Source organism: Desulfovibrio sp. JC022, from assembly GCF_010470665.1.
Taxonomy (GTDB): Bacteria; Desulfobacterota; Desulfovibrionia; order Desulfovibrionales; family Desulfovibrionaceae; genus Maridesulfovibrio.
Genome location: NZ_VOPZ01000003.1, coordinates 24,104 through 45,274 on the forward strand (window position 1 = coordinate 24,104; position 21,171 = coordinate 45,274).

General features: G+C 49.3%; 18 protein-coding genes and 1 tRNA gene. 10 read left to right on the top strand and 9 right to left on the bottom strand.

All coding sequences use genetic code 11. From position 1 onward, the window contains the following. Positions 1-123 precede the first annotated feature (123 nt). On the top strand, positions 124-342 hold the full coding sequence (locus tag FMS18_RS05335) for a YtxH domain-containing protein (protein ID WP_163292718.1): 219 nt from the start codon (positions 124-126) through the stop codon (positions 340-342). A 144-nt stretch (positions 343-486) separates the two neighbouring features. Continuing rightward, positions 487-768 (top strand): hypothetical protein, encoded by a 282-nt coding sequence (locus FMS18_RS05340; RefSeq protein WP_163292719.1) that lies wholly within the window; start codon positions 487-489, stop codon positions 766-768. An 85-nt stretch (positions 769-853) separates the two neighbouring features. Here the strand turns inward: FMS18_RS05340 and FMS18_RS05345 are convergent, their stop codons facing one another. From FMS18_RS05345 to FMS18_RS05385, 9 genes are all read right to left on the bottom strand, one after another. After that, complete coding sequence (locus tag FMS18_RS05345) at positions 854-3,019, bottom strand: tetratricopeptide repeat protein (RefSeq protein ID WP_163292720.1); 2,166 nt, start codon at positions 3,017-3,019, stop codon at positions 854-856. 178 nt (positions 3,020-3,197) lie between these two features. After that, positions 3,198-5,177 (bottom strand): transketolase, encoded by a 1,980-nt coding sequence (gene tkt / locus FMS18_RS05350; protein ID WP_163292721.1) that lies wholly within the window; start codon positions 5,175-5,177, stop codon positions 3,198-3,200. Positions 5,178-5,315: 138 nt separating this feature from the next. Next, positions 5,316-5,747 (bottom strand): ribose 5-phosphate isomerase B, encoded by a 432-nt coding sequence (rpiB, locus tag FMS18_RS05355; protein ID WP_163292722.1) that lies wholly within the window; start codon positions 5,745-5,747, stop codon positions 5,316-5,318. A 162-nt stretch (positions 5,748-5,909) separates the two neighbouring features. Beyond that, a tRNA-Tyr gene (locus FMS18_RS05360) sits at positions 5,910-5,994 on the bottom strand. A 24-nt stretch (positions 5,995-6,018) separates the two neighbouring features. Then, positions 6,019-6,342, bottom strand: a complete 324-nt coding sequence (locus FMS18_RS05365; RefSeq protein WP_163292723.1) for a hypothetical protein — start codon at positions 6,340-6,342, stop codon at positions 6,019-6,021. Between the two features lie 30 nt (positions 6,343-6,372). Beyond that, on the bottom strand, positions 6,373-7,188 hold the full coding sequence (locus FMS18_RS05370) for a hypothetical protein (protein ID WP_163292724.1): 816 nt from the start codon (positions 7,186-7,188) through the stop codon (positions 6,373-6,375). Continuing rightward, positions 7,185-8,936 (bottom strand): tetratricopeptide repeat protein, encoded by a 1,752-nt coding sequence (locus tag FMS18_RS05375; protein WP_163292725.1) that lies wholly within the window; start codon positions 8,934-8,936, stop codon positions 7,185-7,187. The genes FMS18_RS05370 and FMS18_RS05375 overlap by 4 nt, the downstream gene beginning before the upstream one ends. Next, entirely contained in the window at positions 8,933-9,721 is a 789-nt protein-coding gene (locus FMS18_RS05380) for a hypothetical protein (protein WP_163292726.1), read from the bottom strand. The genes FMS18_RS05375 and FMS18_RS05380 overlap by 4 nt, the downstream gene beginning before the upstream one ends. Beyond that, positions 9,714-10,682, bottom strand: a complete 969-nt coding sequence (locus tag FMS18_RS05385; protein ID WP_163292727.1) for an RNA polymerase sigma factor RpoD/SigA — start codon at positions 10,680-10,682, stop codon at positions 9,714-9,716. The genes FMS18_RS05380 and FMS18_RS05385 overlap by 8 nt, the downstream gene beginning before the upstream one ends. A 355-nt stretch (positions 10,683-11,037) precedes the next feature. Between FMS18_RS05385 and FMS18_RS05390 the strand changes: the two genes are divergently transcribed. The 8 genes from FMS18_RS05390 to FMS18_RS05425 all read left to right on the top strand — a co-directional run bounded on the left by FMS18_RS05390 (position 11,038) and on the right by FMS18_RS05425 (position 21,125). After that, positions 11,038-13,455: a homocysteine S-methyltransferase family protein gene (locus FMS18_RS05390; RefSeq protein ID WP_163292728.1), complete on the top strand. Its 2,418-nt coding sequence runs from the start codon at positions 11,038-11,040 to the stop codon at positions 13,453-13,455. A gap of 90 nt (positions 13,456-13,545) precedes the next feature. After that, positions 13,546-14,031 carry a TlpA disulfide reductase family protein gene (locus FMS18_RS05395; RefSeq protein ID WP_163292729.1) on the top strand — a complete coding sequence of 162 codons (486 nt, stop codon included), beginning with the start codon at positions 13,546-13,548 and terminating at the stop codon, positions 14,029-14,031. A 6-nt stretch (positions 14,032-14,037) separates the two neighbouring features. Then, positions 14,038-14,499 carry an N-acetyltransferase gene (locus FMS18_RS05400; RefSeq protein WP_163292730.1) on the top strand — a complete coding sequence of 154 codons (462 nt, stop codon included), beginning with the start codon at positions 14,038-14,040 and terminating at the stop codon, positions 14,497-14,499. 15 nt (positions 14,500-14,514) lie between these two features. After that, a complete protein-coding gene (gene hpt, locus FMS18_RS05405) occupies positions 14,515-15,039 on the top strand; it encodes a hypoxanthine phosphoribosyltransferase (RefSeq protein WP_163292731.1) in 525 nt (174 codons plus the stop codon). A gap of 74 nt (positions 15,040-15,113) precedes the next feature. Next, positions 15,114-16,595, top strand: coding sequence for a DUF3426 domain-containing protein (locus FMS18_RS05410; RefSeq protein WP_163292732.1), 1,482 nt, complete (start codon positions 15,114-15,116; stop codon positions 16,593-16,595). Between the two features lie 316 nt (positions 16,596-16,911). Continuing rightward, on the top strand, positions 16,912-18,231 hold the full coding sequence (gene radA, locus FMS18_RS05415) for a DNA repair protein RadA (RefSeq protein WP_163292733.1): 1,320 nt from the start codon (positions 16,912-16,914) through the stop codon (positions 18,229-18,231). 18 nt (positions 18,232-18,249) lie between these two features. Then, a complete protein-coding gene (gene wecB, locus FMS18_RS05420) occupies positions 18,250-19,347 on the top strand; it encodes a non-hydrolyzing UDP-N-acetylglucosamine 2-epimerase (RefSeq protein ID WP_163292734.1) in 1,098 nt (365 codons plus the stop codon). A 131-nt stretch (positions 19,348-19,478) separates the two neighbouring features. Beyond that, positions 19,479-21,125 carry a mechanosensitive ion channel family protein gene (locus FMS18_RS05425; protein WP_163292735.1) on the top strand — a complete coding sequence of 549 codons (1,647 nt, stop codon included), beginning with the start codon at positions 19,479-19,481 and terminating at the stop codon, positions 21,123-21,125. Positions 21,126-21,171: the final 46 nt, after the last annotated feature.

The window sequence follows — 21,171 nt, forward strand, 5'->3', positions numbered from 1 at the left end:
CGGGCAGAAGGCCGAGGGCCCTCTGCACTCCCCATTAAGGCTTTGCCATTGGGGCCGGGGGAATTTGCTATAGCTAACAATCCGTATCCCTTTGTTGGAGTGGAACAATTTTGGAGGTATTTTATGAATTGGTTGAAAAAAGTCGTTTATGTTTTGTGTCTGGTTGCCATGATGGCTGTTGTTTCCGGTTGTGAAGATAACGAAGGTGCGGGCGAAAAGCTCGGCAAGCAGTTTGATCAGGCCATGGAACAGGCCAAAGACAAAGCTGATGAGATGAGCGATCAGGCCAAAGATGCCTACGAGGATGCCAAGGACAAAGCTAAGGAAGCTTTGGATAATTAGTATTTGTCATTGAGAAGAATTTAAAACCGCCGGACTTAATGGTCCGGCGGTTTTTTTGTTCTGGATTTGGGAAATTGACTTGTTTCCGGTTCAATGGTTCATTGGGCAGGTTGAGAATAACCGTACCATTTGGAGGAAATAAAGATGGCTGAATATACATATGAAAGTCTGGAAGCTCTGCTCAAGGAAAAGCTCGGTGACAACATGCCCGAGCGGGCCATGGAAGATATCCATGAGGCTCTGAAGATCACCGAAAAAATGGAAACCGAGGGCTGGAAGTTCAAGCTGGTAGACCTAAGCCGGGGCAGCATGACTGAAACCGATTGGCGCGCGACTCTCACCAAGGATGACAAAAAATTCTCCGGGCAGAGTGATCATGCGGCTTTGGCTGTTTGTGTTGCTGTGGCGGATGCTTTGGTGGGGTAGGGATTCTAACCGCAATATTTTAGGGCAAAAAAATCCCCCCGGAACAACCGTTCCGGGGGGATTTTCAATTTTTCTATCTGGCTAATTAGTCTTCAAAATAGCAAGCGGTCTGATTTCTACACTCTTTAATGAATCTGTCCGTTGCCTTGCGTAATTGTCGGTATTCACCTGCTTCGTCATGGTTTTTGTCAAAGTACGTAAAGGCGTCATCGCCTTCTTTGATAGGGATTTCCCGGAAGCGGATATCGGTTGCCGGTTTGAAATCTTCACATAGGACACAATAAACGCTTTTTTCCGTAATATCGTAAACAAAGGGCAGATCACCGGGGACCACGTTGATTGGAGCACACCCGTTTGTATCGCAATGTTCGAGTGTTACCTCGGACAATAGCTGCATCAGCTTCGGTCTGAATTCCTTAAGCTCTTCACCGAACTCCGAAATAACAGCCAGTTCCGGGTGCAGACATGTGATTACCCTCAAGGTTCCCATTACTCCTAAATGGTTGGGGTAAAATAGTTCATCAAATTGGGTGTCCATGTTTACATCAAATTCTTCCGGACGGACCGAACCTATGTGTGGAATGAGCAGATCAATTTTATTCTTTTCAATATCGTAGAGCTGCCAGATCTCTTTTTTATCGGGGTCTACGCACGAAATTTTCTTTTTCTTAACGGTCTTTGTTATGGGAGGCAGCAAGCCCGTGTCCGCAGTGAGGACAATGTTTCGTTCACCATGTTCTGTTTTGACTTGAAAGTGGACACCGATGGCGTAGCGCTCAGCAATAGTGTCATTGTGGTAAGCTGGCAGTACCCGCATTACTAAATCACCTTCCTCATCTAGAGAAAAGTTTTGTCCGGGGCTGATGGGATGAATCTTTTGGTATTTGTTTTTGAACTCCAGCAAACTGCTTAGCTTGTTCATGGAACTGACGTTCAGGTAAAAATTAAGCTCCTGTTTTTCATCTCTATCTCTATTGAATTTGTAAAAAAGCGAGAGCAGGGATTCGAAGTCCACAGTGTGGTCGTTGTGAGCGTGGGTGATGACGATATGCTTGATGTCTGCAATGCGCAGGCCTGCCCGGTGGAAGTTATCAATGAAGTTGTAGCCCGGATCAACCACAACCCCTTCGCCCTTGTGGTAGAGGAAATATCCGCCGCCGACAGAATCCTCGCCATTGATACCCGCAAGAATGGGGGTGTAGGAGTTCCATTTGCGCAGTACGAAGAACAGGCTTTTATCCTCTTGAAGTGGAGGTTTGGCTTCTATGTGTTTGTCGATGAGTTTTTCTGTTTGCGACATGTAGTCTTTGAATTTATCAATGTCGTATTTAAATTTTTCTCTGGCGTCTTCCACAAAAGATTTTAAGACACCTGCGTTTTGGCTTTCATCAGTTTTTTCACATGCGGTGGATGGTTCTTGAGGGGGATCTATTTGTTGATCTTTTTCGGCTGATTTCGCCTTAGCTTTTACGTAGCTGAGGTCGGATGCATGTGATTTATTTTGAGGGTCTAATCGGCATGCTTCTTCCAAGTTTTGTATGGCTTCTGCTGTATTGCCAAGAGTATAGAGAGTAATGCCTTTGTCTCTCCATGCAGCTGCATAGTCTGGTTTTATTTTGATAACTTTATCTAAACATTTAATAGTGTTTAAGTGATCATTAGTTTGTGCGTAAACAAAGGCTTTAACTCTCCATGTGTCGTAGTCTTTGGGCTGTTTTTTTATTGCTATGTCTAAAATCTCGTGAGCTTTTGAAAATTCTTTTAATTCTAAGTAAACTATCCCTTTGTTTGTGTATGCTTTATGGTCATGAGGGTTTAATTCAATAGCTTTGTTGAAAAAGTCAAGTGCATTGGAGTGTTCTTCAATAGCTATGTAGCATAATCCTTTATTGTTCCATGTTCTATAGTCCGATTTGTTGATCTCAAGAGCTTTGTTATGTAAGCATATTGCTTGTTTGTAACTACCGTTAAAGTAGTGTGTCACTCCAAGAGCTTGAATTAAGAAATCATCGTCATGTGTTGTTTCAATTGCTTCTTCTAGGAGAGAAATAGCTAAAGGAAAATTGTTTTTATATCGATAGATTTCACTTTCGAAGTATAGCTCATAGCTAGGTGCTATTTTGGCAGCAGCTTCTAAACCTCTATTTAGAAATTCAAAGCACTTGTCCATGTTAGAGATATATGCAAAGTTCTTAGCCCGATCACTCAATTCCCGCAAATCCTCAATAGTCTTCAGCTCTTTCTCACTCATAATTATATCTCCCCGAAATTTAATCTAATATTTGCGCCTTGATATTGTCAGGATATAATTGTTGTTGCAAGTCTATATTATGAATTAGCAAGTGCTTTTCCCAAGAACAGATAACAAAAAATCCCCCCGGAACAACCGTTCCGGGGGGATTTTCAATTTTTATGTATCGAACCAGCTACTAGAACTGTTTCTTCATCAGCTCGGCGAGGTTGGCGGCGGTGAAGCCGTATTTCTCTGCAAGCTGGGTTGCGGGTGCGGATGCGCCGAAGTGGTCGATGCCGAGTACTGCGCCGTCGAGGCCTACGTACTTGTACCAGCCTTCGGGGCGGCCTGCTTCTGCTGCCACGCGGGTGCGGACATTGGGATCGAGTACGGAATCTTTGTACTGCTGATCCTGCTCTTCGAAGAGTTCCACGGAGGGCATGGAGACCACGCGGATCTTTTTGCCTTCAATCATGGAAGCAGCTTCAATGGCGAGGGATACTTCGGAACCTGCGGCAATGGCGATCATGTCCGGGGTGCCTTCGCAATCCTTCACGATGTAACCACCGCGCTTAACGCCTTCTTCAACCTGCGGGTACTCATCTTTGCCGAGGACGGGCAGTCCCTGACGGGTGAGCATGAGGGAGGAAGGACGCTTGGTCTGGGCCATGGCGATTTCGAGACATGCTGCGGTTTCGCGGGCATCTGCGGGGCGGAGGATCAGCATGTTCGGGATGAGACGCAGAGAAGATACGTGCTCAATGGGCTGATGAGTGGGACCGTCTTCACCTACGTAGAAAGAATCGTGAGTGTAGATGTAGAGGACCGGCAGGTGCTGCAATGCGGACATGCGCATGCCGTTTCTGCAATAGTCGGAGAAGGTCAGGAAAGTTGCACCAAAGGGGATTACGCCGCCGTGCAGGGCCATACCGTTAAGGATAACGGACATGGGGAACTCACGGACACCGAAAGCGAGGTTACGCGCGGTCTTGCCGTCAATGGCGAAGTCGCCAACCTTTTTGCGGAAGTTCGCAGTCTGGTTGGAGGGATCGAGATCCGCAGAACCACCTACGAGAGTGGGCAGAGCATCGGTGATGGCGTCGAGACATGCGCCCCAAGCCTTACGGGTTGCAATGGACTGACCTGCTTCAAATTCGGGCAGTTCAAGTTTGATCTCGCTACGCGGGGTGTTGGACTGCGCCCAGAAAGCGGCGATTTTTTCGTCAGCGGCAAGTGCTGCATCTGATTTTTCTTTCCACTGAGCTGCCAGTGCTTTGAGATCGGGGAACCGAGCCTGAAAATGTTCAACAACATCTTCGGGAACGTAGAAAGTTTCTTTTTCAGGAAGACCGAAGCATTTCTTGGTGGCTTCAATTTCATCATGGGAAAGCGGGGAACCGTGAGTGGAGTGGCTGCCTTCGCAGGTTGCTGCGCCTTTAGCCATTACGGTTTTACCGATGATCAGGGTAGGCTTGGAAGTTTCAGCCTGACCTGCTTTTACTGCTTCGCGAATCGCTTGGTGGTCGTGACCGTCGATTTCCACAACGTGCCAGCACATGGCTTCGAAAACTTTTTTGAAGTCGGTGCAGTCGCACTTGCTGGTGGGTCCTGCGAGCTGGATGTCGTTGGAATCGTAGTAAACTACCAGTTTACCCAGTCCCCAGAGTCCGGCGAGGGTTGCAGCGCCGAGTGCGACGGGCTCCTGAAAGTCACCGTCAGAGGAAAGTACGTAGGTGTAGTGGTCTACTACGTCATCGTTGGTGTTGGCGTTGAGGAAAGCCTCAGCGGTAGCCATACCGACACCGACACAGAAACCCTGACCCAGAGGGCCGGAAGTGGCTTCAACTCCGGGGGTCATGTCGTGTTCGGGGTGGCCGGGGGTGATGGAGTCCAGCTGGCGGAACTGTTTGAGATCTTCAATAGTCAGCAGTCCGCAGAGGTGCAGGATGGAGTAGAGAAGCGGAGATTCGTGACCGGCGGCCATAACAAAACGGTCGCGATCAGCCCATTCAGGATTGCTGGGATCGAATTTAAGGAAGTCCTTGTACAGGACGTAGGCAAAGTCTGCGGAAGACATGGAACCGCCGGGATGACCGGAATTGGCCTTGCGGATGGAGTCCATGATCAAGCCTTTGACAACGTTGACCGCTTTCTGGTCCAACTGGTTGTTACTCATTTTTTGAGTCCCCTATTAATGGATGATATTTTATTCAGCATTCAAGTCTGACAGTTAACCGTCTCACTTTCCTGGAGAATGCTGTCTAATGTTATAAATTAAAGAATCCCGCCTGCAATTATGCTGACGGGATTTCTACTATTTATCGAAAAGATTGATTCTACGCATGTGCCGGTCACCTTCAAACTCGGAGGTCATGAAGGCGCGGATGATTTCTTCCGCCAATCCGGGCCCGATTACTCGTTCGCCGAGGCAGAGGATGTTTGCGTTGTTGTGTGCGCGTGCCATTTTAGCCATGTACTCATTGGTACACATGGCGGCGCGGATGCCCTTGTGCTTGTTTGCAGCCATGGACATGCCGAGTCCGGTTCCGCAGATCAGGATTCCGGGAATGCTTTCCCCGGTAACCATATCGGCTACTTTTTCGGCGTAAACAGGATAGTCGCAGCTGACAGCTTCTTCAGGTCCGGCGTCTACCACATCGTAGCCCATATCAGTGAGCAGTTTGATGGCAAATGTCTTGAGGGTGAAGCCCCCGTGGTCCGAACCGATTACAACTTTACCGGCCATATCCAGATCTCCCGCGCAGGACGCTTGAAACAGCAACAGGCACACAAAAAAACAGTTCTGTCGAGAAGCATTCCCGCAGAACTATGGATTTCAGGCTGTGCTCACTGTGTTTGTAACACCCTGTACTTTTGGTTTTTTATGGATTCAACCGAGGAATCAAAGTGGTGGTGGGGGGAGGATTCGAACCTCCGAAGGCGTTGCCGACAGATTTACAGTCTGTTCCCTTTGGCCACTCGGGAACCCCACCACTCTATTATGAAACCGTTACCGGTTAAATATCCATTTTACGTTCATTGTCGCGATATTTTACGTCGCGCTTAGCAGCCTGCTCTTTGCGGAGCCTGCTGATTTCATCTTTGAAAAATTCGATCTGCTTTTTACACAGTTCCGCGTCCCCGTCAACATCACCTGTAGTGAGTTTTCCAAGAAGCGCATATTCTTTCTCAAGACGCTTTGTAAGCTGGCAGACTTCGAAATTTCCCAGAAGTCTGGAAACGATTCCTTTCATCTCCGCCAGCCAGACATCGAGACCTAGTTTAAAGTTTTCAAGAAGTCCACTACTTTTTTCATTAGAATTAAAATCCTGCCCGCTCATACTTCCCTCCGTTATGAAAAGCTTAACATTTTAATCAATTTTCACGTATCCGTTGCGGTCGAGACGAATTTCCTCGGAACCCTCGGGCAGCTTGAGCTGAAGAGCTTTTTGCTGCCACGGTTTGGATGTGAAGTTCCGGGATTTTATACGCAGCAGGGCTTTGTCACCCAATTCTGTGTAAACGGCGATTTTTTCCGGCAGCAGTTTGCCTGACCCGTCCTCTTCATAGGAAGACAGCTCCATGCGCCATGGAATTTCGCCCCGTCCCGATATTTCCACCGGGGTTCCCTGTTCCGTCAGCACGATGGTACTGACGGGTCCGTTGTCAAAGCTAAAACGCAGATTCCCGTTTTCAGCAACGGGGACTGCGGTATCGTATGATTTTGGTATCAGGTTGGGATAACAGCCGGAGATAAGTCCTGCAAGGTCTTTCAAGGAGAATGGAAAGGGCAGGCCGAGTAAATGTACCGCACGGACCGGAGAAGAGTGCGTATATGCGGTTTTCTGATCCGGGTAAAAGGCGGTCAGCCCGTTATCGTCTTCGCGTATATGGGCGATGTAGGCCCCGATGCCGGCGCGAACGTCCAGCCGCAGAGGAGATGCGTATTCGCCCCATAAGGTCATGGTCGTGCGGTGCCCGGAACCTCTTGATGTGTAATAAAGGCTGGCTTTGGCCCGGAGTCCCGTTGCATTGCAGTTGCCGTATGTGTTTTGGAATGCAGCATACAGGCTTTGCGGTGCAATCGCGATGTCAGGGCGGCTCACCTGAGTCCGGGAGGCGCATCCGCCAAGCGCGAAAATCACGATCAACAGAATCAGGGCCGTGCAGCGGAAGTTTGAAATCATAACTCTTTAAGTTTCTGGCGAATCTGGTCAGCGTTTTCAGGCTTAAGCTCAAGAGCTTTGCGATAGCCTTTTGCAGCGGATTTTTTCTTACCCAGTGCGGCGGCAATATCTCCGTAATGGTCCCAGAGTTCGGGCTGTTTGGGGCGCAGGGAGACAGCACGCTTGATGACTTTCCAAGCCTCTTCGAAGTCACCTATGCGGTAGTTGACCCAGGCCAGCGAGTCGAGAATGTAGCCGTTATCCGGCTCCAACCTGTTGGCCCTGCTGATGAGTACCATGGCCCGGTCAAGCTGCTCGTTGCGGTCGGCGAGGATGTAGCCCACGAAGTTTAGCGCGTCGGCATGGTCCGGGTAACTGGAAATGATCTGTTCCATATATTTAAGAGTCTGGTCCAGATTGCCTTCCTGCTCTTCCATCATTCCCAGCTGGAAAAGAATTTGCGGATGTCCGGGGACATTCGTATTTCCGCGCAACAGGGCGTCTTTAGCAGCTTTGTTGTCTTGTGCCGCTGAATGGAGACCAGCTTCCAGCAGATAGAAATTCACCGCATCAGGAAATTTTTCTTCGCCTTTCCTGATGACTTCAAGGGCCTGCTTGTTACGTTCGAGGTCCATAAGCAGGTGCGCCCGGAATTGCAGACTGCGATCATAGTGTTCGCTTTGCTGAGAAATCTTGTTGAGGTAGCTCAGGGCCTTGGCCGGGTCATCCTCACCTTCGTAGGCAATGGATGCCTTGAAGAAATAGTATGAATCAGGGACGGTTTTCTGTTGTGCGAAAAGGTCCAGCAGAATGGAGGCCTGACCATAAAATTTTCCGCTGATGAATTGCTGTGCTGCTTCCAGCAGGAAGGCTTTGTTGCGTGGTCCTTCCATGGCCAGTTTCAGTGCCCGTTCAGGGTTGTTGAGCTTGAGGCAGAGTTCCATTAGCCGCAACCGGATATGGTTGGACACATCCGGGAATTCGAGCATTCTGGTATAAATTTTTTCTGCGGCGTCGTAATCTTTTTCCAGCTCGTGCATGTAGGCCAGTTCGCCCCATGCTTCAATGAAATCAGGTTTGACTTTTACGGCTTTATTCAGGCTGCGGATGGCCTGCCGGGTCAGTCCCAGTCCTGCGCTGGCTTTGGCATGCAGATAGTGGATCTGAGCGGTGCGTTTATCTTTGGGGATGACCTTGAGGATATCAAGGGCCTGCGCGAATTTTTTCTGCTCCAGATAAATGCGGGCCAGATGCCCGGTCACCGCCAGATCGTCCGGTTTTTTGAGCAGGTACTCCTTGAGCACTCCCTCAGCATCAGCATTGCGGTTGTCTACCAGGTAGGTATTTGCAAGGCTGATGGTCAGGTCCCGGCTCATGGGGTATTTGGCAAGGGCTTCTTTAAGGACGACCCGTGCCTCATCAATCTGCTGCGAAGTCCAGTAAAGGGCGAATTTGTCCAGATACAGTTTTTCCTGCGGCTCTACGGCGATGATCCGGTTTAAAACGGTCATTGCGTCTTTTTGCAGCCGGGCAACTTCATTGATTTTCTGGGGTGTCTTAAGGCCGCTCATGGCCTGTCCCAGCCTTGAGCGGTAGTCCATGTAGACCAGATAATCGTATGTCAACTGCGCTTCCGGGCTCAGCGGGAGCTGAAACTCGGGGCGGGCAGTGTTTTTAGTTGCACAACCCTGCAACATAAGCAGGGCCAAAAGGGCGGTTACAGCAACAGCCTTCAGCGGGCAGCGTGAGGAGCCGGTAGTTTGTATCATACAAGCCTTTCAGGTTCTTCCTGCGGGATATATTTGGGATCTTTGGATAATTCGACCAATTTTTCGTAGATTGCGGAGCCGATGTTAATGCCCTGCGAAATCATTTCCGGACCGTACTCCCTTCCGGTTTCAGTGCGGAATGTTGATTCAATGGACTTGATTATTTCTAATCCTTTGGGGAATTTTTTAATGATTTCTTCAACAGTCCAGTCTTCGTAATCGCAGATTTCCCAGAGAGTTGTGGAGAAGTTGTCCGGTCCCCAGCGGAATTTATCCGCATCGTAGAGTGCGCCGCTCAAGAGAGCCAGCTCCGGATCGTTTTCAATGGGTTTTTCCGGCTTGAAGGCTTCGTGCCGGGCAATGGACTCGGCAATGAGTTCCTTGTTGCGTTCGGAAAGGGGGTAGTTGTTGAGAATAACCTTGGATGTTTCAGAGCCACGGATGGCATGGTTCTCATCCAGACGGCAGCAGTCATGGAGCAACCCGCAGAATTGGGCCAGCAGGACCAGCTCGCGGACGCGGTCTCCGTCCATGTCGTCCCCTTCCTTGAGGATGATGGCACCGGCCTCGATGGCTACTTTTTTGGAGTGGTAGATGCCATGGGCGTACTCATCATAAAGGAAAGGCAGCACGTCTTCCTGCAACCTGATGATCAGCGGATGGTCGAAAAACATATCTCTTGCAAATTCGATCTGGGTTTCCAGATCACGGTAAAAAACCGGCACGGGCAGGGCCGATGCCATTGCTTTTGCTTCTTTCTTAAGGTCGGTAAGCAGCTTATTCATTTTCAGGTATCCAGTCCTGTGAAAAGTCTTTAACTGATTCAGCCAGATGTTCCCTCAATTTTTTCAGCAGTCTTGCTTCAATCTGGCGAACTCTTTCCCTCGTTACCCCGAACTCTTCTCCGATCTCCCTGAGTGTTCTGGGGGAATCGGACAGAAGGCGGTCGTTCAGGATTACCTGTTCCTTTTCATTGAGATTTGGAACAATTACCCTGAGCTGGTCAAGCAGTAATGTGGAAATCTCCTTGTTGGCAAGGGTTTCTTCTACTCCGGGCCCAAGATCAGGAAGAAAATCCATGCGTGTGGCCTCGGAATCTTCACCGAACTTAAGGTTCAGGGAGAGGTCGTTCTTGGCCAGCCGCTGGTCCATTTCAGTAATTTCCTCTTCGCTTACATTCAGTTTTTTTGAAAGCTCGGAGGTGGTCGGGTCAAAGCCGAGAGCCTGTAATCTTTGGCGTTCCTTGTTCAGATTGTAAAAAAGTTTGCGCTGGGTCTGGGTGGTGCCGATCTTGACCATGCGCCAGTTATCCATAATGTATTTAAGGATGTAGGCCTTGACCCAGAAGGCGGCATAGTAGGAAAATTTGATGCCTTTGTCGGGATCAAATTTATTTACGGCCTTCATCAGACCCACGTTACCTTCCTGAATAAGGTCGAGCACATTCTGCATCCAGCGGCGCTGGAAATCCATGGCGATCTTAACCACCAGCCTCAAATGCGAGGAAACCAGCCTGAAGGCCGCTTCCTGGTCTCCGTTCTCCTGCACCCGTTTGGCAAGCTGAAATTCTTCATCCGGTTCCAGCAGGGGAAAGCGGCTGATTTCTTGGAGATACAAGTGAAGAGGGTCCTTGGTTGCGACTTCACCTTTGGCTCTTGGCGTAGGCAGGAAATCGCCCTTGGGGGGAGTTTTTACCTCTTCATTTTCAACAGGCTCAAGATCTACCGGTTCTTTTTTAGATGGCATTGTCCAGTTTATATTTCCCTGTTCGACTGAATTTATTTGAATATTTTATTGTAAACATAAGTTCTTATCTGTAACTTGTAAGGGTATAGTTTTTATTTGTCCTTTTCAATGTTTTTAAGTAGAAGCGTTTTCAACACATTATACCCTTCTTTTGGAGTTCTCAGGAACTGTTTTTTGTACTTTTTTCAAAAAATTAGAATCAAGAGGTGAAGCGGAGCATTCCGTTTTTGCTGACTATCGCGGACCTACTGCTGTTCGCTGCTATTCTACAGGATAAGATTTCATCAAAAAGTAAAAATTATGATCAGCTTTTTGGCTGAGATTTAAAATTAAATAAAAAAGTGGAGCGTTAGACATGCCTGATTTTCGCAAAGCCCTCAGTGACGGGAAAATATATTTCTTTGACGGTGGTTACGGAACCTTTTTGCAGAGCAGAGGGCTGCCCGCAGGCATGTCACCGGAGATGTGGGGACTGGAGCGTCCTGATGTAATCAAGTCCGTACATAAAGATTATGTGGATGCCGGGGCCAATGTGCTGACCTCCAACACCTTCGGCGGCAGCAGGCCCAAGCTGGGCGCGGATGTGGATGTCATCGGCCTGAACCGTGAGATGGCCCTTCTGGCCCGTTCTGTTGCCGGGGATAACGTATTTGTTGCCGGTAGCGTCGGTCCCACCGGACATTTTGTGCAGCCTCTGGGTGAGATGACCTTTAAAGAAATGGTCGAAATTTACAAGGAACAAATCAAGGGCCTCGTGGAAGGCGGAGTTGACCTGATTCTCGGTGAAACCCATTTCGATCTGGCCGAAGCCCGCGCCGTGGTCATTGCCGCCCGTGAAGTCTGCGATTTGCCCGTGGCCCTGTCCATGACCTTTGAGTCTCCGGCTGCCTGTTTGACCGGGACTTCTCCGGCCACATTCATCGATACCATGCAGAACATGGGTGTTGAACTTATGGGTACCAACTGTTCCGCCGGACCGGAGCAGATTCTGGAAGTGCTGGAAAATATGCAGCCGCGTCTTTCTTCCCCCCTGCTGGTGGAAGCCAATGCCGGATTGCCCGAACTGGACGAGAACCGCAACACCGTGTTCCGTCTTCAGCCTGAACCTTTTGCCCGGCAGTCCGCAAAATTTGTAGATGTGGGTGCTAAATTTATCGGCGGTTGCTGCGGAACCGGCCCGGATCACATCCGCGCCCTGCGTAACAAAGTCGGTGATGCCAGCTGGAAGCGTCCCGTACCGCAGGAAGACTGCCAGATAGTGCTGACTTCCCGTGCCCAGACTGTAAAGATCGGTTTTGAGCAGCGTGGAGTGATCATCGGTGAACGCATCAACCCCACCGGCAAGAAGCAGCTCATCGCGGAACTCCAGAAAGGCCAGTTTACTGAAGCCATGAAATTTGCTGAAGAGCAGATTGCAGTGGGTGCGCCGGTGCTGGACGTGAACGTAGGCGCTCCCATGGTGGATGAGGTTGAAATTCTGCCCGCTCTGGTCAAAGAAATTTTCTCCCAGCATTCCGCACCGCTCTCCATTGATTCCACCAACCCGGATGCGGTTGAAGCGGCTCTCTGGGAATATCCCGGATCAGCTTTGGTCAACTCCATCAGCGGTGAACCCGGACGTATGGAGCGACTCGGCCCCTTGTGCAAGAAATTCGGTGCCCCGTTTATCCTGCTGCCCATTGTCGGCAGCAAATTACCCATCACCTGTGCTGAAAAAGTTGAGGTTGTCTCCGAACTGCTCAAGCAGGCTGATGATCTGGGCATCCCGCGCAGGCTGATCATGGTCGATGCTCTGGCCCTGACCGTATCCTCCAAGCCCATGGCGGCCCGTCACTGCCTTGATTTTATCAAGCATTGCCGCGAGGAATGGAACCTGCCCACCGTGCTTGGCCTGTCCAATATATCTTTCGGACTTCCGGCCCGTGAGCTGCTCAATTCAAGTTTCCTGACTCTCTGTCAGGGGCAGGGTATGGCTGCGTTTATTTCCAACCCCAACTCGGTGCGGCTGCGTGAAGCACTCTATGCCAACGAAGTTATGCTCTGCCGTGATCCGCAGGCTGAACAGTACATTGAACGTTATGCCGAGTGGACTCCTTCCGGTGACGGCGGTCAGTCCGGGGCTGCGGGAGACAGGAAAGAGGAAAAAACCGGTGCGGAAAATCTTTTTGATGCTGTCGTTAAGGGTGACCGCGGCTCCATCGTAGCCCTTGTGGAACGTGATCTTGAAGGCGGGCGTAAGCCATTTGAAATGGTTAATGAAGATCTCATTCCGGCTATTATGGAAGTGGGTGAGAGATATGAACGCAAGGAATATTTCCTGCCGCAGCTGCTCCAGTCCGCTGAGACATTGCAGAAGGGTTTTGAAAAGCTCAAGCCCTTGCTCGAAGCGTCCGGTGACGTGGAGGAAAAAGCCACCATCATCATGGCTACTGTGGAAGGCGATATTCACGACATCGGCAAGAATATTGTCTGTCTGATGCTCAAGAACCACGGCTACAATGTCATTGATCTCGGCAAAGACGTACCTGCTGAGACTATAGTAGATGCTGCTGAAGAAAACGGGGCCAAGATTGTGGGACTTTCCGCGCTGATGACTACTACCATGGTCAAGATGGAAGAGACCATTAGCCTGATCAAAGAACGCGACCTCGACATTAAGGTCATGATTGGCGGTGCGGTTATTACCGGGGGATTTTGCGAATCCATCGGTGCAGACGGCTGGTCCACCGATGCGGTGGCTGCGGTAAAAGTAGCCAAGAACCTGTTGCAGTAAGGCTGCATGCGGATTTTTGAATTATTTCATGGAATCTGCTAGTGGACTGTTTATAACTTCCTGAATCTCAATTTTGTTTTGAGGGAATATATGAGAATATTTAATAAATTAAGCTTGTTCGTGATCCTGATGCTGGTTCTCGTTGCCGGGTGCAACAAGGCTGAGACCGCTGAAGGTGTTGATACCATCAACGCCCAGGGAATTCAGGACATTATTGCTAAGAATAAAGGCAAGGCGGTACTGATTAATTTCTGGGCCACTTGGTGCCCTCCCTGCCGTGCGGAAATCCCGGAGCTCATTGAGCTGCGCAAGAAATTTTCTGATGATGAGCTGGTGATGATCAGTGTCTCTGTTGATGAAAGCAGTGATTTAGTTGATGAATTTATGCTCAATGAAGAAAAGTTCAATTATCCGGTTTATTTTGCGGCAGATGATGTGGGCGGTGCTTTCAGGATTCAATCCATCCCCAGAACCATGCTTTTCGACCCTGCGGGGCAGCGGGTTTTCGACAAGGAAGGAAGCTACCCCGGTGCCATGTTTGAAAGATATATTAATAAGATGTTAAAGGATCGGTAGACGAGGATGGTAAAGATCAGAAAGGCCTCCATGGAGGATGCCAAGAACATCCACTCTATTATTAAAGACCGGACAAGGGACGCCATGGTTCTGCCCCGGCCTTTGAATTCCATTTACGGGCATCTGCGCGATTTTTTTGTTGCCGAGGCTGAAGACGGTAAGATTATCGGCTGTTGTGCACTTGCCATAAGCTGGGATTGTCTGGCAGAAGTGCGGTCTCTGGTTGTTGTGCCTGAAGCACGGGGTTCCAATCTGGGTGCACAGATGGTGGAAGCCTGTATTCAGGAAGCGCGTGAACTGGGTGTTTGCGACGTTTTTGTTTTGACTAATATTGAGAAGTTTTTTGCAAAGCTGGGCTTTGTGGAGACAGACAAACATGTGCTGCCCCAGAAAATCTGGGCGGACTGCATCAACTGTCCCCAATTCCCGGATTGCGATGAAATTCCAATGATCATGAAACTGAAATAAATAAGGAAAACTGTCATGGGCCATAGCCTTAAAGAAGTTTTTTCTAAAGAAATAATCGCTGAAAGAATTGAGAAGCTCGGTAAAGATATCTCCGAAACATACGGTCAGGAACCGCTGGTTTGTGTATGCGTACTTAAAGGGGCCTACCTCTTTTTCGCTGATATCACCCGCGCCCTGAGCCTTGATCCTGAAATAGATTTCGTGCGCCTCTCCAGCTACGGAGCCGGAACCAGCCGCACCGGAAATATGAATTTTTCCAAGGACCTTGAAGTATCCATTGCCGACAAGCATGTCTTGATTGTTGAAGACATTGTTGACACCGGACATTCCGTAGAATTCCTTAAGCATGTGTTTGAAAAACGTAACCCGCTGAGCGTAAAGACCTGTGCTCTGATTGATAAGAGGGAGCGTCGCGAAATCGATCTGGAAGTTGAATTTCCCGGTTTTATTCTCGACCACGGCTTTCTTGTGGGATACGGAATGGACTATGCTGAAAAATACAGGTATTTAAGTGCAGTGTATGAACTTGAGAATGCCTAGATTTTAGGGTTCTGTTTATAAAATTGCAATAAAACGAGTCGGTTAAACTTATTCAATGGCAGGTATAGTGGTCCATGATTATTACGTGTTCAAATTGCGAGACCAAATTCAATTTACCGGAAAGTAAGATTCCGGCAGGCGGAGCCAAAGTAAAATGCTCCAAATGCGGAAATATTTTTAAGGTAACTCCTCCCGCTCCCGAGCCGGAGGATGAAGTTGAGTCCATGCTTGAAGAGGAGCAGCCCAAGTCTGCGCCGGAACCGAAACCGGAACCAAAGCCTGAACCTGAGCCGGAACCGGAACCGGAACCGGAACCGGAACCTGAGCCGGAACCGGAACCGGAACCGGAACCTGAGCCGGAACCGGAACCCGAGCCGGAACCTGAGTCTGAGCCGGATTTTGACGATGACCTTTTTGATGAGGCCGCCGATGAATTGGGTGATGAGCTTGGTGAGGACCCGTTCGGTGATCTCGGTGCTGATGAGCCGGAAGCTCCTGCGGCAGATGATTCGGACGACCTTGAAGATGATCTTTTCGGTTCTGATGATAATTCAGCTGATGCCGAAATCGGGGCCGACCTTTTTGACGACGATGATGATCCCCTTGCCGAGCCTGTTGCTGAGGAAGCAGCAGCTCCGGAAGATGATTTTGATATAGATGATGAGCTTTTCGGCGACGACGATGAAACCGAAGAGCCCGCTGCGTCAGCAGCACCCGCATCTGAAGCAGACGAAAGTGACGACCTCTTTGACGATGATGACCTTTTCGGTGATGACGATGACGGTGCTGAGCTTTCCGAAGATAATCTTTTTGATGACGATGAAGAGATAGAGGAAGATGACGGCGAGGTGGAAGAGGAAGATTTTGAGGAAGACGAGGACTTTGAAGAAGAGGATTTTGACGAAGATGACGGCCTCTCCCTTGATGATGGAGAAATAGCCGGATTCGATCTTGATGACGACCTTGACGCTCCTCCGTCCAAGAAAGCTAAGAAAAAGGGCAAGAAAGGGCTGATCATTACCCTCGTGCTCTTACTTCTTTTCGGAGGTGGTGCCGGGGCCGCATGGTACTTCAAGGCCTGGGAATCCCTGCCTTTCAGCATTCCTTTTATCTCTTCCGATGATGCCGGAACCGCTGATTCCAACGAGCCGCCTTCCAAGCGGTTCAGCAAGTTCTCCTTTAAGGATCTGCGCCAGTTCTACGTCAACAATGACAAGGCCGGACAGCTGTTCATCATCGAAGGTAAGGTGGTTAACAACTTCAGCAAGCCCAAAGAGCTGATTGAAGTTGAAGCACAGCTTTTCGATGACAAGGGACAGGTACTCGATTCCAAGCGTCTGCTTTGCGGAAACACACTTTCCCTGTTTCAGCTGGAAGTGCAGTCCAAAGAGGAAATAGAGGCCGGACTTGGCTCCAAGGTCGGCATACTCTCCAACAATACGCTGCTCAAGCCGGGTATGGATACGCCGTTCATGGTCGTATTTTTCAAGCCCTCGCCCGCAGTTAAAGAGTATGTCATCAACGTAGTAGACGCCAAGAATCCGCCTAAGAAATAGAAGCATGCCTCCGGCGGCCCTACCGGGAGTCCCTCCGGGGGCTTAAACCCTTTTGCAAAAGGGTTTAAGAATCCCAAAAACTTTTAATAGTTTTTACTGGGTAACAGCTTGAGAGATTGTGCTGATTAGAAGTTAATAATGGCGGGAGATATGGCTTTTAGCTAAATCTCCCGCCTTTTTATTTTGTAAAATTTCAGTTTCGTTTTTTTAAAAGTTAAGAGCGAAGCATACTAAAAGGTTTTGAAAGGGATGGGGTCTGGGGAAGGGAAAACTTTTGCAAAAGTTTTCCCTTCCCCAGCCGCCGGAGGCATCCACCATGAAAACTAAAGATGTTTTTGTTTGTACTAATTGCGGGGCGCAGGCTTTAAAATGGCAGGGCCAGTGTCCTCGCTGCGGCGAGTGGAACACTTTGCAGGAAAAGGTTGTGGTGCGTCGCAAGGGCGGAGTGAGCCATGCTCCTGCAAATGCTCTGGCAGTTCCGCTTTCCGAGATTCCCATTGAGCATACTGAGGCCCGTTCTACCGGGTTCAAGCCTCTTGATACCGTGCTGGGTAAAGGATTCGTTCCGGGCGGTGCCGTGCTTGTGGGCGGGGAACCGGGCATTGGTAAATCTACTTTGTTGCTGCAACTGGCGGCGGAACAATGCCGCATGGGCAACAATGCCGTTTATTTTTCAGGCGAAGAATCACTGGCTCAGATCCGGGGCAGAGCAGACCGTCTGGGCGTGCTGCAATCCGGCCTGTTGGCGGTGGCTTCCACAAATGCAGAAGAAGCTCTTTCCATTCTGGAAGCACCGGACAAGCCGGATTTGATGATTGTGGATTCGGTGCAGACTCTGACTTCGCCTCGTGCGGATGGCATTCCGGGCAGCGTCAGTCAGGTGCGGGCGGTTTCCTCGGAGCTGGTTGAAGCAGCCAAGAAAACCAGTACTACATTGGTTATCGTAGGGCATGTGACCAAAGATGGGCAGATTGCCGGGCCGAAGCTGCTGGAGCACATGGTCGATACGGTTCTGTATCTTGAGGGTGACCGCAAGCATATGATGCGCATTATGCGGGTGCTTAAAAACAGGTTCGGCCCCAGTGATGAACTTGTGGTTTTTTCCATGCGCGAAGCAGGTATGGAGATCGTGGAAGATCCTTCAACTCTTTTTCTCGGCGACCGGGATGATTCCTGTTCCGGGGCTGCGGTGGTCATGGCCATGGACGGGCATAAGCCTTTTGCCGTGGAAGTGCAGGCTCTTGCCAGCCGGACTGTTTTGTCCATTCCGCGTCGTACCGCGCTGGGCTTTGATACCAACAGATTAAACCTGATTCTGGCAGTTCTGGAAAAACGGCTCAATTTGAACTTGGGTCAGCTGGATATTTATGCCAAGATCGGCGGCGGCCTGGCCATGCGTGACCCCGGACTTGATCTGGGTGTGGTGGCCGCAGTGCTGTCCTCGTTTTATGATCGTCCATTACAGCCCGGAGCAGTTTTCTGGGGTGAGGTGGACTTGAATGGTCGCATCAGGCCTGCATCAGGCGGGGACACTCGTCTCAAGCAGGCTAAAAGGCTCGGCTACGGACCTATTTATCAGTCCGAGACCTGTCGCACTTTAGATGAATTGCAAAATAAACTTTTTGGTCCTGAATAGGTTATTTAGGAAAATTATATGAAAAAAGTATTTCTTGTTGCTGGGGCTAGACCCAACCTGATGAAAGTTGCGCCGATTTTTCGTGCTGCGAGGAACATTGATTCCATTCAGTGCGAGATGGTCTATACCGGACAGCATTACGATCGCCAGATGTCACAGGTCTTTTTTGAAGATCTGGATATTCCCAAACCCAAGTTCAATATGGGCAAATCCACCGGAACCCATGCGGAACAGACCGGGGCGATTATGATTGCTTTCGAGAAGATGTGCATGGAAGAGAAGCCTGATCTTGTTGTGGTGGTGGGCGATGTAAACTCCACTCTGGCCTGCTCTGTGACTGCGCGTAAATTGCATATCCCTGTGGCTCACGTTGAAGCCGGATTGCGTAGTGGCGATATGGACATGCCCGAAGAAATTAATCGCATGGTTACTGATTCCATCAGTAACTTGTTTTTTACCACTGAAGATCATGGCCGGGAAAACCTGCTTCGCGAAGGCAAGAGTGCGGATGATGTTTTTCATGTGGGTAACGTGATGATCGACAATCTTTTTCATAATGTGGACCGTCTGGGACCGGAAGTTGTTACCGATTATCAGAGCCGGGAATTGAAGGAGAAAGTTGGTCGTTATGGATTCATGACCATGCACCGTCCCTCCAATGTTGATAAGCGTGAGGTTCTGGAAGGGATTGTTGAGGCTTTGAACAAGATTGCCGAAGAATTGCCTCTGTTGTTCCCCATCCATCCTCGTACCGAAAAGATGATGGCTCAGTTCGGGATTTCATTTTCTGAGAATGTACATACCTTCCCGCCCCTTTCTTTTAGAGAATCCCTGTATCTGTGGAAAGATGCGCAGGTGGTAATTACCGACAGCGGCGGATTGCAGGAAGAAACAACTGCGCTGGGTGTTCCCTGCGTGACAGTGCGTAAGAATACTGAACGCCCGGTGACTATTGAACAGGGTACCAATGTGCTGGCTGGAATTTCCGGAGAAAATATTTTGCGTGAAACCGAGGCAGCCCTTAAAAAGACAGGTAATCCGGCTCCGAAAATCGACGGCTGGGATGGTCATGCTTCAGAGCGCATCTGGAAAGTTCTGGTGGATTTTCTAGGTTGATTTGTCGAGATTAAATTTGTTTAGGTGACCCGTCTCTGGTTTTCAGGGACGGGTTTTTTCGTGGTTTTAACAATGGAAAATTTAGGTTTGATCGTGTTAAGGTGTGGCAGAAATTGAAAAAGGGGACTTATATGAAATCCTGCCTGCGTTACTTGTTCTTCATGTTGGCCATTTCAATGCTGCTGGCCCAGCAGGGGCTGGCTTCCAATATTTTCCCGTTGGAACCGCCGGATACATCCAGCCCGAGGGCGACTCTTACAAGTTTTATCCACTACACGGATAAGCTTTATGAGGCGGCAACAGCGGCTGAGGAAGATATTTTTCTTGCCAGAGAGTTTTTACAGCGAGCTGAACGCTGTTTTGATTTCAGTAAAGTTCCCCCAACTCTGGTCTCTGATGTCAGTATTGAATCAGTTTTGCGTTTGCGGGAGATACTTGATCGTATTGAACTGCCGGACATGGCCGATGTCCCGGATAAGTATGAAGTTAAGAAGCATAAAATTCTACTCTGGCGAATCCCGCACACTGAGATAACTATAGGGCGTTGCCCTGATGGTCCGCGTATGGGCGCATATTTGATCACCCCTGAAACAGTGCGCCGGCTGGAAGAATATTACAATGAAGTGGATCATTTACCCTATCGTGGCGACAAAGGGGATGAATATACCGGATTTTATGAGCAGTATATATATTCTTCCGGTTGGATGATCCCGGATGGTTTTTTAAAAAAATTGCCTGAGTGGATGAAGGGCGGCTATCTGGGGCAGGCTGTCTGGCAATGGATAGCTCTTGCGTTGATCGTTATTCTTGGAGGCTCAAGTTTGTGGGGATTCTGGCTTTGGCACCGGGCTCAGAAAAATAGGTCCCGCAAGTGGAGTTGGCGTTTGGAAAGGTTGCTTTTTCCTCTTTATGCCATGCTGGTCTGCATTGTTATTGAATACATTGTTGACGACCAGATCAATATTACCGGGGACGTTCTTTCCGTTGTGACCATGCTGATGGAGTTGATTTTTGCAGTTTTTGCAGGTGTTGCCATCATTATCGGTGGCGACGTGCTTATGCGCGGGATACTTGTTACTGCAAAGGTGAAAGAAGAAGCACTTGATGCCGACGTGATTAAGCTTGGATGCCGGCTGGGTTCATTTGTTCTGGTTTTTGTTCTTTTCTATAATGTTGGCAGTTACTTTGGTATCCCTGTTACGGCAATTTTTGCTTCAGCAGGTATTGCCGGTATGGCCATTGCTTTAGCGGCCCGCGAGACTCTGGCGAATTTTTTCGGCGGTGTTTCTATTTTTATGGACCGTCCATTCAGGGCCGGTGATTACATTGTGCTTGATAATGGAGACCGCGGTGAGGTCAAGGCTGTGGGAATGCGCAGCACAAAGATACAGACCCGTGACGACATCATGATTACCATTCCCAACTCGGTTATCACCAACGGCAAGGTGGTCAACCAGAGCAGGCCTCATCCTCATTTCAGAGTGCGTATTAAGCTTGGTGTGGCCTATGGTTCAGACGTAGACCGGGTGGAAGAAATTCTCATGGAGCTGGCGGAAAATAACGGGCTTGCCATTTCAAATCCTGAACCAAGGGTCAGATTTCGCAGATTCGGTGAATCATCCCTGGAGTTCGAGTTGCTTTGCTGGGCAGCCCGTCCTCATGACCGGGGCCGGCTTATCCATACACTCAGTCGGGATATTTACAAGCGTTTTAATAAAGAGGGGATTGTCATGCCCTTTCCGCAACAGGATGTGTACTTGCATAAAGCAGAGGATTGACCCAATGTTTCTTGCCGAGTAGGAGGAATAGGGTGTTTATCAGTAA

Excerpts from the sequence above, each read along its gene's own strand:
- FMS18_RS05390 (WP_163292728.1), top strand. The coding sequence starts at position 11,038 with ATGCCTGATTTTCGCAAAGCCCTCAGTGACGGGAAAATATATTTCTTT.
- FMS18_RS05385 (WP_163292727.1), bottom strand. The coding sequence starts at position 10,682 with ATGCCATCTAAAAAAGAACCGGTAGATCTTGAGCCTGTTGAAAATGAA.
- FMS18_RS05335 (WP_163292718.1), top strand. The coding sequence starts at position 124 with ATGAATTGGTTGAAAAAAGTCGTTTATGTTTTGTGTCTGGTTGCCATG.
- rpiB (WP_163292722.1), bottom strand. The coding sequence starts at position 5,747 with ATGGCCGGTAAAGTTGTAATCGGTTCGGACCACGGGGGCTTCACCCTC.
- FMS18_RS05400 (WP_163292730.1), top strand. The coding sequence starts at position 14,038 with ATGGTAAAGATCAGAAAGGCCTCCATGGAGGATGCCAAGAACATCCAC.
- FMS18_RS05370 (WP_163292724.1), bottom strand. The coding sequence starts at position 7,188 with ATGATTTCAAACTTCCGCTGCACGGCCCTGATTCTGTTGATCGTGATT.
- FMS18_RS05365 (WP_163292723.1), bottom strand. The coding sequence starts at position 6,342 with ATGAGCGGGCAGGATTTTAATTCTAATGAAAAAAGTAGTGGACTTCTT.
- radA (WP_163292733.1), top strand. The coding sequence starts at position 16,912 with ATGAAAACTAAAGATGTTTTTGTTTGTACTAATTGCGGGGCGCAGGCT.
- tkt (WP_163292721.1), bottom strand. The coding sequence starts at position 5,177 with ATGAGTAACAACCAGTTGGACCAGAAAGCGGTCAACGTTGTCAAAGGC.
- FMS18_RS05340 (WP_163292719.1), top strand. The coding sequence starts at position 487 with ATGGCTGAATATACATATGAAAGTCTGGAAGCTCTGCTCAAGGAAAAG.
- hpt (WP_163292731.1), top strand. The coding sequence starts at position 14,515 with ATGGGCCATAGCCTTAAAGAAGTTTTTTCTAAAGAAATAATCGCTGAA.
- FMS18_RS05380 (WP_163292726.1), bottom strand. The coding sequence starts at position 9,721 with ATGAATAAGCTGCTTACCGACCTTAAGAAAGAAGCAAAAGCAATGGCA.
- FMS18_RS05410 (WP_163292732.1), top strand. The coding sequence starts at position 15,114 with ATGATTATTACGTGTTCAAATTGCGAGACCAAATTCAATTTACCGGAA.
- wecB (WP_163292734.1), top strand. The coding sequence starts at position 18,250 with ATGAAAAAAGTATTTCTTGTTGCTGGGGCTAGACCCAACCTGATGAAA.
- FMS18_RS05395 (WP_163292729.1), top strand. The coding sequence starts at position 13,546 with ATGAGAATATTTAATAAATTAAGCTTGTTCGTGATCCTGATGCTGGTT.
- FMS18_RS05425 (WP_163292735.1), top strand. The coding sequence starts at position 19,479 with ATGAAATCCTGCCTGCGTTACTTGTTCTTCATGTTGGCCATTTCAATG.
- FMS18_RS05375 (WP_163292725.1), bottom strand. The coding sequence starts at position 8,936 with ATGATACAAACTACCGGCTCCTCACGCTGCCCGCTGAAGGCTGTTGCT.
- FMS18_RS05345 (WP_163292720.1), bottom strand. The coding sequence starts at position 3,019 with ATGAGTGAGAAAGAGCTGAAGACTATTGAGGATTTGCGGGAATTGAGT.